Consider the following 12,899-nt stretch of genomic DNA (forward strand, 5'->3'; position numbering starts at 1 on the left):
AGCACCCGCGAGGAGTTTCCGATGATTGGTCTAGTGCTTGTGACCCATGGGCGCCTTGCCGACGAGTTCAAGGCGGCGCTCGAACATGTCATGGGTCCGCAAAAACAAATTGAAGCCATCACGATTGGAGCCGAGGACGACTCCGATTTGTGTCGAAGCGATATCATCGAAGCGGTGAATCGCGTCGACAGTGGCGATGGTGTCGCTATCCTCACCGACATGTTCGGCGGCACTCCTTCCAACCTTGCGATATCCTGCATGAGCCGCCCCAAGGTGGAAGTGCTCGCAGGCATCAATCTTCCGATGCTGGTCAAGCTCGCCAAGGTGCGTGAAGAGCGCTCGCTTCCCGATGCCATCGCCATGGCCCAGGAAGCCGGACGCAAATACGTCACCATCGCCAGCCGCGTGCTCGCCGGCAAATGAGCGACGACGACGCGCCCGAAAAGGAACTCGGGCCGAGCGTGCCTGCGGGCGCCATTTCGCGGGAACTCCAAATCATCAACAAGCGCGGCCTGCATGCGCGGGCCTCGGCGAAATTCGTCCAGATGGTCGAACGCTTCAACGCCGAGGTCTGGGTGACGCGCGGCAGTGAAACCGTCGGCGGAACCTCGATCATGGGCCTGATGATGCTGGCGGCGGGGCCGGGAACCTCGGTTACGGTCTCTGCGATCGGCCCCGAGGCGCAGGCCGCGGTCGACGCGATCGCCGCGCTGGTCGCCGACAAGTTCAACGAAGAAGGCGTGTGAGGCGGCACCAAACCGAATTCGTAGGGTGGGCAAAGCGCAGCGTGCCCACCATTCAAGACAACGCTTGCGGAGAGATGGTGGGCACGCTTCGCTTTGCCCACCCTACAGTCCAATCCTCAAAACGGGTTCGTGACGATCCCGCCGTCGACGCGCAGCGCGGCGCCGTTGGTGGCGCTGGAGGCTTTTGAGCAGACGTAGCAGATCAGGTTGGCGACCTCTTCCGGCTTGGCGTAGCGCTGCAGCAGCGACGCCGGGCGCCGCTCGGTGAACGTGCGCTGGACGAGATCGTCGACGGTGGTTCCGGCGGCCTCGGCGCGCGCGGCCAGACGGACCGGCGCCATCTCGACCCAGGTCGGACCGGGCATCACCGAATTGACGGTGACATTGGTGCCCTTGGTGGTCTCGGCCGCGCCCCGCGCGATGACGAGCTGCGCCGACTTCGAGAAGCCGTAATGCACCATCTCCTTCGGGATGAAGACGCCGGATTCGCTGGAGACGAACACGACGCGGCCCCAGTCCTTGTCATCAAGCATCCGCTTTAGATAATGCCGCGTCAGCCGCACCCCGCTCATGACGTTGACTTCGAACATTTTCGTCCAGTCGGCGTCCTCGATGTCGAAGAAGCCCTTCGGCTCATAGATCCCGAGATTGTTGACGAGGATGTCGACGTCAGGGAATTGCTTCACCAGCGCGGCGCAACCTGCCGCATTGCCGAGATCGAGCACCGCTGCGTGCACCTTGGCTAACGGCGCAGCCTGCTGGACTTTTGCCACGGCCTCGCCGACCGCTGCCTTGTCGCGCCCGTTGACGATCACTTCCGCACCCATTTGCGCAAGCCCGATGGCGGTCGCGAGTCCGATGCCGCGCGTCGAACCGGTGACCAGCGCCGTCTTGTCCGTCAGGTCGAGATCCATGCGTTTCCCCCTTCGATTTTTCTTGGTCAGTCGCTTCTATTTGGCCGGCGGCACGATGAAGATGTTCCAGGCCGTCGCGGGGCCGGGCATCCCCAGAAAGTACCGCCGCGTGGTCATCACCATGCGCTCGGCATTGGCGGCATGGGCCTTCATCCACGCCTCGCATTTTTCCAGTTTCCAGTCGCCGACCTCGCAGATGCCGATGAAGCCCGATCGCTTCGCTTCGTCGAGCGAGGTCAGGCCCGACGACCACGGCTCGTCCGGTGTCAGTGGCGCCGGATGATCGGGGCTGTAGAAGGTGACGGGCTGGCCGGTATCGGTATAGGCCGCGACCACCGGCCAGCGCGAATAAAACCGCGTGTGCCAGGCTTCCGTCAGTTCGCGGGCGAGTTCGGAACGCGCCCGGTAGGTCGCACCTGCCGTGCGCTTTTCACTCATTTCATGGGCGACGATCCTTGGCGAGGCCGCCAGCACGACGAGCGAAATCACCAGCCAGGTCGCCGCCAGGTTCAACAACGCGATTTTCCGGACCCGCACCGTGGGGATCGCGATCAGCGCGAGCGGCGCCAGGAAGAACAGCGGGATGCCCCAGTCGGTCTTGATGTAGACGTGGAATATCAGGGCGCCGAGCGGCGGTCCGATCGCCACCACTGCCTGGATGATCCAGACTTTGAGCGCCTGGGACATGTTCACGCCGGAATTGGCGCCGCGCGCCAGGGCCGGAAACGGCGTCAAGCGGAACGGCCGCCAGCCAAGCGCGATCGCGCCGAGCACCACCGGCAACGCCAGCAGCCCCAGATTATGCAAGACATAGCCGAATGCGAGATCGTCGATCATCGCGCGGTCGGTGAGGGAGTAGGTATCGCCCGCATAGGTGAGCGGAACGAAGTCCACCTGCTTCAACCACATCAAATGCGGCAGCATCGCCACCACGAGCACAGCAATCGCGACCCACGGCGCCGGCGAGCGCAGGAACTGCAAACGGTCGGGATGGATCAGCGCGGCAAGGCCGACGGCGCCGATCATGGTCAGCACCCAGTATTTGGTCATCAGCGCCAGCGCACCGGCGAGCCCGAGCCACAGGCCGGACTTGATGCTGCGCTTCTCGAACGCGTCGAGATAGGCCAGCACCATGAGCGGCAGCGTGACGAGCTGCAGCAGGTCCGGATTGTACTTGAAGCCCTTGAAGTTGAAGATCGGATAGAGCGCCAGCATCACCACGACGAAGAACGCGCGGCGGCGATCGACCACGCGGAGCGCCAATAGCCAGCAGATCACCAGCCCGCAACCGAGCGTCGCCATCGCCAGCGCATAGGTCGCCCAATCCGTGACCGGAAAGAGCATGAACCAGACGCCGGCGACCCATCCTGACAGCGGCGGGTGCTTGCCATAGCCGAGCAGGAACTTCTGCCCCCAGGCGTAGGCTTCCGCGACGTCCATGTGGACGTCCTGCCCGGTCTTCAGATTGACCAGAATCAGCGTCCACAGGACCGCGTGAATCGCCGCAAAGCCGGTCACCAGCCACAGGCCGGCTTTGGGATCGCTGGCGCGCGAGGCCAGCCAAGCCCCGAGCCGCCGGATCGTGGGAATGCGTTTGCCGCGCGCGGCCGTGGGCAAAATGGATGCAGTCGACATGGCCCCGTGCGTAGCGCGTTTTAGGGCGAAGTGGAATTAGCTTGGCGAGAAGAATCCCCCTTAGAATACAGCAATATGGTTGCCGCACGGGGATGTGAATGCTATCCCGCGCCCCATGACAACTGCCCCCATTTCCAACATCCGCAACTTCTCCATCGTCGCCCATATCGACCATGGCAAATCGACGCTGGCCGACCGCCTGATTCAGATGACCGGGGGCCTGACCGATCGCGAAATGGCGGGCAAGGAACAGGTGCTCGATTCCATGGATATCGAGCGCGAGCGCGGCATCACCATCAAGGCGCAGACGGTGCGGCTGAAGTACCGCGCCAAGGACGGCAAGGATTACATCTTCAACCTGATGGACACGCCCGGCCATGTCGACTTCGCCTACGAAGTCTCGCGGTCGCTGGCGGCCTGCGAAGGCTCGCTGCTGGTGGTCGACGCCAGCCAGGGCGTGGAAGCGCAAACGCTCGCCAATGTCTATCAGGCGCTGGACAACAATCACGAGATCGTTCCTGTTCTCAACAAGGTCGACCTGCCCGCGGCCGAGCCCGAGAAGATAAGGCAGCAGATCGAGGACGTGATCGGCATCGACGCCTCCGACGCCGTGATGATCTCGGCCAAGACCGGCCTCGGTGTGCCCGATGTGCTGGAAGCGATCGTCACCCGCCTGCCGCCGCCGAAGGGCGACCGCGAGGCGACGCTGAAGGCGTTGCTGGTCGATAGCTGGTACGACGTCTATCTCGGCGTCGTTGTGCTCATTCGCGTGGTTGACGGCACGATGAAGAAGGGTAGCCGCATCCGCATGATGGGCACCAATGCGGCCTATGATGTCGAACGCGTCGGCTTCTTCACCCCGAAGATGGAGCAGGTCGACGAACTCGGCCCCGGCGAGATCGGATTCATCACCGCGGCGATCAAGGAAGTGGCCGACACCCGCGTCGGCGACACCATCACCGACGACAGGAAGCCGGTCACCGAGATGCTGCCGGGCTTCAAGCCGGCGATCCCGGTCGTGTTCTGCGGCCTGTTCCCGGTCGATGCCAACGATTTCGAGACGCTGCGCGCGGCGATGGGCAAGCTACGGCTCAACGACGCCAGCTTCTCCTACGAGATGGAAACTTCCGCGGCCCTCGGCTTCGGTTTCCGCTGCGGCTTCCTCGGGCTGTTGCATCTGGAGATCATCCAGGAACGGCTGTCGCGCGAGTTCGACCTCAACCTGATCGCGACCGCACCGAGCGTGATCTACAAGATGCACCTGACCGACGGCCAGGAAATCGAGATCCACAATCCCGTCGACATGCCCGACGTGGTGAAGATCGCCGACATCGAGGAGCCGTGGATCGAAGCCACGATCCTCACGCCCGACGAATATCTCGGCAGCGTGCTGAAACTTTGCCAGGACCGCCGCGGCGCGCAGAAGGAGCTGACCTATGTCGGCTCCCGCGCGATGGTGAAATACGACCTGCCGCTCAACGAGGTCGTGTTCGATTTCTACGACCGCCTGAAATCGGTCTCCAAGGGCTACGCCTCGTTCGACTATCACCTGACCGATTACAAGGTGGCGGATCTCGTCAAGATGCAGATCCTGGTCAACAACGAGCCGGTCGATGCACTGTCGATGCTGGTGCACCGCGCCCGCGCCGAAGGCCGCGGTCGCGCCATGGTCGAGAAGATGAAGGAACTGATCCCGCCGCACATGTTCCAGATCCCGATCCAAGCCGCGATCGGCGGCAAGGTGATCGCCCGCGAAACCGTCCGCGCGCTGCGCAAGGACGTCACCGCCAAATGCTACGGCGGCGACATCACGCGCAAACGCAAACTTCTGGAGAAGCAGAAGGAAGGCAAGAAGAAGATGCGGCAGTTCGGCAAGGTCGACATCCCGCAGGAAGCGTTCATCGCCGCGCTGAAGGTGGATAGCTGAGGCGAGCGCTCAAACCGCCAAAACATGATGAGATCAGGTCCGGCCTGAGGCGTCCGCGTCTGGACAACAAAAATATCGAAAACAACCCCATGCAAAGTAGCCGGCAAGGCCGGCGTGACGCCAATCGTATTTTACGAAATCATTTGACGCGTCGGGCAAATCACCGGCACGATGCCATCATCGCCTATGTGATCGGTGGGGCCCTTTCCGAACCATCGAAACAGGCGCAATCCCGCCTCGCCCCGTTAGCCTGGCCTCGGCAACGATTGCATTGGGGGCAGAACGGACATCAAATGGCAGGTAAAGGCCGAAGGCTCGGTCGAAAATGACCCTAGCAAACATTCCCCAGGCAGGCCCCTTGCATTTAACCTGATCGTCGGTTCCGTTCACGTTGCCGGGCTTCAATAAGTGTCTCTGTCATGCCTGCCGGCACTACAAATGTGTTGATGGAAAAGCCGCCGCAGCAATTGATTGTCTGACCGGTGATGAAAGAGGCGGCAGGCGATGCCAGGAAGATCGCGAGGTCTGCCATTTCACTAGCCAAGCCGAGACGCCCCATCGGGGTCGCCCGTTCGAAGGTGGTGAGGATTTCAGGACGCACCATTTTTCTGAACAGCGGCGAATCAATCGTGCCGGGGATGAGAACGTTCACCCTAATATTGTCCACCGCCCACTCCAACGCCAGTTGACGGCTCATGGTGATGAGGGCGCCTTTGGTGGTGCTATAAGCCGACTTTCGGGCGTAGCCCACAACGCCAGCCAACGATCCGACGAAGACGATTGCTGGCGCGCGACTCTTCCGAAAATGCGGTAAGCAGGCCCGGGCGAGTAGTAACGGCCCGTGGACATTGGTCTGGAAAGCTGTGTCCCAGTCGCGCATGTCCACATCCTCGAGCATACAGTTGGCGCTCCATGTCGCTGAGTTGATCAGCACGTCGAGCCGGCCATAAGTGGCCATTGTTTTTTGCACTGCTGTATCGATGTCCGCTCGCTTGGACACGTCCAAACGTTGCGCGACGGCCTTGCCTCCGCTTTCGCGGATTTCCGACGCAACCCGCTCCGCGTTCTCCAGGTTGAGATCGGCCACGATCACCAGCCCATCGTTGGCTGCGAAGGTCCGCGCGCATGCTGCACCCATGCCGCTCCCGCCGCCGACGATCAATGCAGCAAGGCCCTCAATCTGTGATCGCTTCATCCAGTCTCGCGGCCGCTGGTCTGTTTCAACAGCAGCCCTTGGTGTCAGTTCGCTCATCCCTCCCTCCCCTTCACGAATTTCAGCGATCAACTCGCCGACGCAAAATGTTGCTGGAGCGGAATTTTCGATTTTCCAATCCAACGACCCCACGGCACTCCGTGTAAAATGCCTTAAAATCAGCATACCGGTTGATATGATCCTCAGTGCGCGGTGAAGCCGCCATCGACCGGCAGCCCTACGCCGATTACGAAACTCGCGGCCGGACTACATAGCCACAACACGGCTGCCGCGACCTCCTCGGCCCGGCCAAGGCGGCCGATTGGCTGCTGCTTCATGATTTCGGCCATCGCGTCGGCTTGGCCTTTGAGCATGTCGGCTACCATCGGCGTATCGATTGTGCCGGGGCAGACCGCATTGATGCGGATGCCGCGCGGGGCATATTCGACACCCGCGCTCTTGGTCATTCCGAGCACGGCGTGTTTGGTGCCGTGATAAGCTGCGCGTTGCGGGAGGCCGACGAGACCGCCCAAAGAAGAGCAATTGACGATCGCACCGCTCCCTTGATCGCGCATCACGCGCAGCTGATGCTTCATGCAGGCCCAGACCCCCCGCTGGTTTACCGCGGTGACGCGATCGAAATGCTCGATCGGCTCCTCGGCGGCGTCCGATGGCGGCACCTGGATGCCGGCATTGTTGAACGCCATGTCGAGCCGTCCGTACTCTGCGACCGCGCGGTCGACCATCGCCGCCACCTGCGCCTCGTCGGCGACGTCACAGGCCAAGCCAATTGCGGTGCCGCCGTCTCGGACAATCCGCTCCGCCTCCTTCGCGGCGAGATCGCCGTCCAGGTCGGCCAGAACGACGGAGGCGCCGTTCTCGGCGAACATCCGCGCCGTTGCCAGTCCCATGCCCTTGGCGGCACCGGTGACCAGGGCCACCTGTCCTTTGAAGTCATAGATGGGGTTCATCCAACTCCTCACTTCGTGTTGCAGGATCATTCGATCCGTTCGGTGGTCACTTCGCGGGTCCCGGGATTCGTTTCGGCCCCTTTGAGATCAAGGCTCTTGCTCGACTGTTCCAATTTCAAGCGATACGCCGCCAGCAAGGCATGCAGGATTCATGAGCTGCCACGAACGCGCTGCGACCCGCTCTCGTCGTGAGTGCCATCGAAAAACGTTCCTTACCGCCGCGCGTCCCCCCGACCATGCTGAACCTAGGTCTTTCGGGCGCTAAAGATTAGGTGATAGAAACTGATTGGAATCATTAGTGGAGGTTATGAATGAACCGCGAGAACGCAGGCGACCTCCTCGCATTTTTGGCGGTCGCGAGGGAACGCAGCTTCACAGGCGCGGGAGCCAAGCTCGGCATTTCGCAATCCGCTCTCAGCCAGACCGTCCGCGGCCTAGAGGAACGGCTCGGGGTGAGGCTGCTCAACCGCACCACCCGAAGCGTTGCGCCGACCCAGGCGGGAGAGCGCCTGCTCCGAAGCATCGGGCCGAAATTTGAGGAAATGGACGCCGAGCTGTCGGCCCTCGGCGAGCTGCGGGAGAAGCCGGCCGGCAACATCCGGATCACCGCGACCGAACACGCCGCCGAAGCGATCCTGCTGCCCGCCCTGGCGAAGATCCTGCCGAATTACCCGGACATCACCGTGGAAGTCATTGTCGACTATGGCCTGGCGAACATCGTCGCGCAGCGATACGACGCCGGCATCCGACCTGGCGAACTCGTCGCGAAAGACATGATTGCCGTTCGAGTTGGACCGGATTTGCGGTCCGCGGTCGTCGGCGCTCCGTCATATTTTGCCAGCCGAAAGAGGCCGCGCACGCCCCAGGATCTGACCAGCCACAACTGCCTGAACCTGCGCCTGCCGACCCATGGCGGACTCTACGCTTGGGAATTTGAAAAGGACGGGCGTGCGCTCAACGTGCGTGTCGACGGCCAGCTCGTTTTCAACGGCGCAGGCCCGCTCTTGCAAGCAGCATTGAACGGCTTTGGACTCGCTTACCTGATGGAGCGCCACGTGCAGCCTTACGTCTCCGACGGACGGCTCGTTCGGGTGCTGTCGGATTGGTGTCCTCCATTCTCCGGATACCACCTGTACTACCCTAGCCGTCGTCAACCTTCACCGGCATTCTCGCTGCTGGTTGAAGCTCTTCGGTATCGAGGGAAGTAGGCGGCACTTCTGCTTGTGTGCCCATCGCGTCATATCGCTGCTATGCAGCAACCACGTCGCTTTGGTAGCAAAGCAGACATCAACTTCGGCACCACAGATTTATGAGTACACGGCCTAACACTACTTTGGCAGATTTTTGCGATTGATCGGCGCAATTGGATTCCCGAATCAGATTTTCAATGATTCATGGGTGGTCGGCTTTTGGAGGGCCGACCATGGTGGACACGAGGTCGAAGTGGGAAGACGAGCTTGGACGCTGGCTCAAGCCATTCCTGGATCGTTTAGGTCACAAGGCACGGCGGCGGATGTGTCCGCTGTATGTTTCGGGACTGATTGGACCGGGTGATCGCAAGAGCGTCCAGCCGATGGCGGCGCGGCTGGCACCGAACGACTATGATCAGTTGCACCATTTCATCGCTGATGGCGTCTGGGATGCGGCGCCATTGGAGTCAGAATTGCTCGTTCAGGCCGATCGCCTCGTCGGCGGCAAAGATGCGGTGCTGGTCATCGACGACACAGCGATGCCGAAGAAGGGCGATCGTTCGGTTGGTGTCGCTCCGCAATATGCCTCGTCTCTCGGCAAGACGGCCAATTGCCAAACATTGGTGTCGCTGACGCTTGCGCGGGGTGAAGTGCCGGTAATGGTGGCATTACGTCTCTTCATTCCGGAGAGTTGGACGAGCAACCCGGTGCGTTTGAAGCGTGCGGGCGTTCCAGTCGAGCACCGCGCAGCGCGGACCAAGCCAGAGATCGCCTTGGCGGAGATCGATCGCGTGATGGCAGCCGGTATGCGCTTCGGCTGTGTGCTGGCGGATGCCGGTTACGGCCTCAGCGCGCCGTTCCGTCAGGGGCTCACGACACGCGGCCTGGCCTGGGCCGTCGGTATCCCTCGTCACCTGAAGGTGTATCCGGTCGAGGTTAAACTGATCTGGCCGGTTGTCGGTCGGGGCCGTCCCCGCAAGCGGCACATTCCGGATATCCTATCGAGGGCGGCCGAAGATATGCTGGCCAATGCCAAGTGGCAAAATGTGAGTTGGCGAAACGGTACCAAGGGCCGGCTGGAAGCTCGCTTCGCCGCTGTTCGCGTGCGAACCGCCGATGGGCCACCTCAGCGGATCAAGGACATGGGCCAGCAGCATCTTCCGGGGGACGAAGCCTGGTTCATCGGCGAACACAGGACGTCGGGAGAGAAGAAATATTATCTCGCCAATCTGCCGGCCAAGACGAATCTGCGCACGTTAGCTGCCACGATCAAAGCCCGATGGATTTGCGAACAGGCCCATCAGCAGTTGAAAGAGGAACTCGGGCTTGATCACTTCGAGGGAAGATCCTGGCAAGGCCTCCATCGTCACGCGCTCATGACCATGATCGCTTACGCATTCCTCCAGCATCGGCGTCTCGCACAAGCGGGGCGGAAAAAAAAGAATCAACGGTCCACCGCCTCAGCCGAGCCTGCCGGCCGTACGCCAGGCCATCGTCGATCTCATCGTTCAACCACGACCTCAGCGATGCCCGTACTGCAGAAGACAAATCGGCGAAAAGCAGCGGCATGAATAAATCTGCCAAAGTAGTGCTAATCTGGTCTTCTCCAAGGCGCGCCACGCCAGGACCGTTGCGGGCGCAGCGCAACGACCCCTATGCAAGGAGCCGGTGACCGCCGGCGTAATACTTTGCGAATTTTTCGAAAAAATTGACATATCGGCAAATTAGCGGCACGACGCCGTCATCGCAGCGCATGCGCTAAGTGAACGCCGCGGTCTCCTCAGCTACCAACCGCTCCAGCGCGACTTTCGAGGCGCGTTGATCGCTAACCAGCTTCTTGGCCATGGCGAGCCGGGTGATCGTCCGCACCACCGCCGTCGCCACCGGGTTGGGACCTTCAGGCTTCGCGCAGCGCAACGAAAGATGCGTGCCACCGTTTTCAAGCGGCGTGAGCTCCGCCATCTGCCGAACGATGGCGCCCATCGGGAGCCGGATGTGCCAGGTGACGTAGTCGAACGGCCGCCAGTCGACGATATCGTGCACCGTCGAATCCTTGCCATGGGCGCAATGCTGCGTCGCTCCCGGCCCGATCCGCCCCCGGGCAAGCCCGGTCATCGTCATGCCGTCGATGCCGTGCTGCCAGCGGATCTTCTTCTCGATGTCCGTGACATAGGCCCAGGCAATCGCCGGCGGCACCGGCAGGTCACATTCCATCGATTCGAAAGCCAGTGGCTCGTCGGGCCGCACCACGACGCGGCGCGCCGCGCGCCATCGCGCAAAGATTGGGGCAAGATCGTAAACGTAACAAATCGTCTCGCCGAACTCGTCAAGGTTCTCGACATGACGGATCGCGCCCGCGAAGAAATCCGGCAGGCCGATTGCTTCTGCCGCCTGCTCCGTCACCAGCGCGTAGGCCTTGATGCCGGTCGCCGCCGTCACCGAATTCTTCATCAGCCGGTGCAGGCGGATCACCTCCGCTCCCTGCAATTCGGTGCGTCCCGCCATCTCCTGCGTGGCATAAGTGCCGTAATGCAGGAAGAACTTCAGGTCGAGCTGATTCATGTTGCGGCACGCGTTGCAGGTGCACGTCGTATTCAGGCGCATGGCGCCGAGCGTATTGGCAAAACTGCAATAGATGCGCTCGATCGCATCGAGCGGAAACTGGCGCTGCGGCAGATTCGCATCGGGCAGATAGGTCAGCGCCGCGTCGCCCTGCAGGTTGGACAGGATGATTGGCGCCTTGATCTCGGCAAAAATGCTCTTGAACAGCGCATCGAGAATTCCCTGCGCGTGCTCGAGCTCTGAGCGCGTGAGGAACATGGTGTAACCGGTAATATCGGCGACGAGCAGAAAGCCCTGTTGCGCCATAGCATGTACTCACGGAGTATTACGACGCGTAATACGGCCAGTTTAGCAGAAAGTTGCGGCCCGCGCCGGAGAATGAGAGGTATTCCCGTCCCCGTCTTGCTCGGCGCGGGTCGATGAGCCACCATCCCCCTGCTCAGATCACAACTACAAGAAGAGCGGGGAAACGCATGAGCAAGCCATCTCGGTTCGACTACGGCTGGGTCGTCGTCGCTGTCGGCGCACTGATGACCTGCGTCGCGTTCGGGTCGATGTTGTCGCTGGCGGTTTTCCTGCAGCCGATTTCGCAAGACATGGGCTGGTCGCGCAGCGGCGTGTCGGCGGCGGCCACGATCGACTTTCTTGCCATGGGAGTGGCGGTATTTTTCTGGGGCGCGCTGTCCGACCGGTTCGGCACCCGGATCGTGGTGCTGTCGGGCACACTGCTGCTCGGCGCCGGGCTGATCGGGGCGAGCCAGGCCACCAGCCTGTGGCAGTTCCAGTTGACGTTCGGCGTCTTGATTGGCGTTGCGGCCGGCAGTTTCTATGCGCCGATGGTGGCGGCGGCGAGCGCCTGGATCGAACACCATCGCAGCCTCGCGGTTGCGCTGGTAACCGCCGGCATGGGGGTGTCGCCGCTCACGGTCGCTCCGTTTGCGAGCTGGCTGATCACGAGCTACGACTGGCGCACGGCGATGCTGGTGATCGGCATTGTCGCATTGGCGCTGTTGATTCCGGCTTCGTTGCTGGTGCGACAGCCGCCAGAGCCCTCGACACCTGCTGCCGCAAATGGGACCGGCGCACCTGACGGGCAGTGGACCGTCGCGCAGGCGCTGCGAACGCCACAATTCATCATCCTGGCAGGCGCGCATTTCGCCTGCTGCGCGGCGCATTCCGGGCCGATCTTCCACATGGTGAGCTACGCCATGATCTGCGGCATCGCGCCTTTGACCGCCGTCACGGTCTACAGCCTCGCCGGCTTCTCCGGCCTCGGCGGCCGGCTGCTGCTCGGCGTGCTGGCCGATCGCTTCGGCGCCAAGCACGTTCTGGTCGGCGGCCTGTTCGTGCAAGCCTTGTCGATCGCCACCTTTCTCGCGGTCGGCCAACTCGGCGAATTCTACGCGCTGTCGGTGGTCTTCGGCCTCGCCTATGGCGGCGTGATGCCACTCTACGCCGTACTGGTGCGTGAATATTTCGGCGTGCGCATCATGGGCAGCATGTTCGGCGCCGTCTCCGCCTTCGCCAGCCTCGGCATGGCGCTGGGGCCGTTGGCCGGCGGATGGGTATTCGACACCTTCCACGCCTACAACTGGCTCTATGTCGGCTCCTTCGCCATCGGCATCGCCGCCGTCGCCGTGGCGCTAAGCTTCCCGTCGGCCAGTCGGCCGTCGCAACCGTCGCTCGATCTGGGGCGGGCGACGGCGTGAAGCAGCAAGGCGGCCCCTCGCCGCCTTGATCGACGGCCGTGGATAGGCCACCA

At 62.1% G+C, this 12,899-nt stretch carries 11 protein-coding genes; 6 read left to right on the plus strand and 5 right to left on the minus strand.

The genetic code is table 11. From position 1 onward, the window contains the following. The first annotated feature begins 21 nt into the window (after nucleotides 1-21). Both IVB05_RS40675 and IVB05_RS40680 read left to right on the plus strand, forming a co-directional pair. Nucleotides 22-423: a PTS sugar transporter subunit IIA gene (locus IVB05_RS40675; protein ID WP_024339151.1), complete on the plus strand. Its 402-nt coding sequence runs from the start codon at nucleotides 22-24 to the stop codon at nucleotides 421-423. Further along, nucleotides 420-746: an HPr family phosphocarrier protein gene (locus IVB05_RS40680; RefSeq protein ID WP_247781690.1), complete on the plus strand. Its 327-nt coding sequence runs from the start codon at nucleotides 420-422 to the stop codon at nucleotides 744-746. The genes IVB05_RS40675 and IVB05_RS40680 overlap by 4 nt, the downstream gene beginning before the upstream one ends. Nucleotides 747-862: 116 nt before the next feature. Here the strand turns inward: IVB05_RS40680 and IVB05_RS40685 are convergent, their stop codons facing one another. Together IVB05_RS40685 and IVB05_RS40690 are read right to left on the minus strand one after the other, a co-directional pair. Continuing rightward, nucleotides 863-1,660 (minus strand): SDR family oxidoreductase, encoded by a 798-nt coding sequence (locus IVB05_RS40685; RefSeq protein WP_247781692.1) that lies wholly within the window; start codon nucleotides 1,658-1,660, stop codon nucleotides 863-865. A gap of 36 nt (nucleotides 1,661-1,696) precedes the next feature. Next, nucleotides 1,697-3,295: a glycosyltransferase family 39 protein gene (locus IVB05_RS40690; protein ID WP_247781693.1), complete on the minus strand. Its 1,599-nt coding sequence runs from the start codon at nucleotides 3,293-3,295 to the stop codon at nucleotides 1,697-1,699. A gap of 115 nt (nucleotides 3,296-3,410) precedes the next feature. On the opposite strand from IVB05_RS40690, the gene lepA reads away from it, so the two are divergent. Beyond that, complete coding sequence (gene lepA, locus IVB05_RS40695) at nucleotides 3,411-5,222, plus strand: translation elongation factor 4 (RefSeq protein WP_247781695.1); 1,812 nt, start codon at nucleotides 3,411-3,413, stop codon at nucleotides 5,220-5,222. A gap of 364 nt (nucleotides 5,223-5,586) precedes the next feature. Here lepA and IVB05_RS40700 read toward each other — a convergent pair whose 3' ends face one another. Both IVB05_RS40700 and IVB05_RS40705 read right to left on the minus strand, forming a co-directional pair. Next, nucleotides 5,587-6,474, minus strand: coding sequence for an SDR family oxidoreductase (locus IVB05_RS40700; RefSeq protein WP_247781697.1), 888 nt, complete (start codon nucleotides 6,472-6,474; stop codon nucleotides 5,587-5,589). 143 nt (nucleotides 6,475-6,617) lie between these two features. Further along, nucleotides 6,618-7,385 carry an SDR family oxidoreductase gene (locus IVB05_RS40705; protein ID WP_247781698.1) on the minus strand — a complete coding sequence of 256 codons (768 nt, stop codon included), beginning with the start codon at nucleotides 7,383-7,385 and terminating at the stop codon, nucleotides 6,618-6,620. 311 nt (nucleotides 7,386-7,696) lie between these two features. Between IVB05_RS40705 and IVB05_RS40710 the strand changes: the two genes are divergently transcribed. Beyond that, nucleotides 7,697-8,593, plus strand: coding sequence for a LysR family transcriptional regulator (locus IVB05_RS40710; protein WP_247781699.1), 897 nt, complete (start codon nucleotides 7,697-7,699; stop codon nucleotides 8,591-8,593). 215 nt (nucleotides 8,594-8,808) lie between these two features. Beyond that, nucleotides 8,809-10,146 (plus strand): IS701 family transposase, encoded by a 1,338-nt coding sequence (locus IVB05_RS40715; RefSeq protein ID WP_247781700.1) that lies wholly within the window; start codon nucleotides 8,809-8,811, stop codon nucleotides 10,144-10,146. 187 nt (nucleotides 10,147-10,333) lie between these two features. Here the strand turns inward: IVB05_RS40715 and IVB05_RS40720 are convergent, their stop codons facing one another. Further along, the gene (locus IVB05_RS40720; protein ID WP_247781702.1) at nucleotides 10,334-11,443 is read right to left on the minus strand and encodes a DUF2652 domain-containing protein; all 1,110 of its coding nucleotides are present in this window, start codon (nucleotides 11,441-11,443) and stop codon (nucleotides 10,334-10,336) included. A gap of 167 nt (nucleotides 11,444-11,610) precedes the next feature. Between IVB05_RS40720 and IVB05_RS40725 the strand changes: the two genes are divergently transcribed. Next, on the plus strand, nucleotides 11,611-12,846 hold the full coding sequence (locus IVB05_RS40725) for an MFS transporter (protein WP_247781704.1): 1,236 nt from the start codon (nucleotides 11,611-11,613) through the stop codon (nucleotides 12,844-12,846). The last annotated feature ends 53 nt before the right edge of the window (nucleotides 12,847-12,899 follow it).

This window comes from Bradyrhizobium sp. 170 (genome assembly GCF_023101085.1).
Classification (GTDB): Bacteria; Pseudomonadota; Alphaproteobacteria; order Rhizobiales; family Xanthobacteraceae; genus Bradyrhizobium.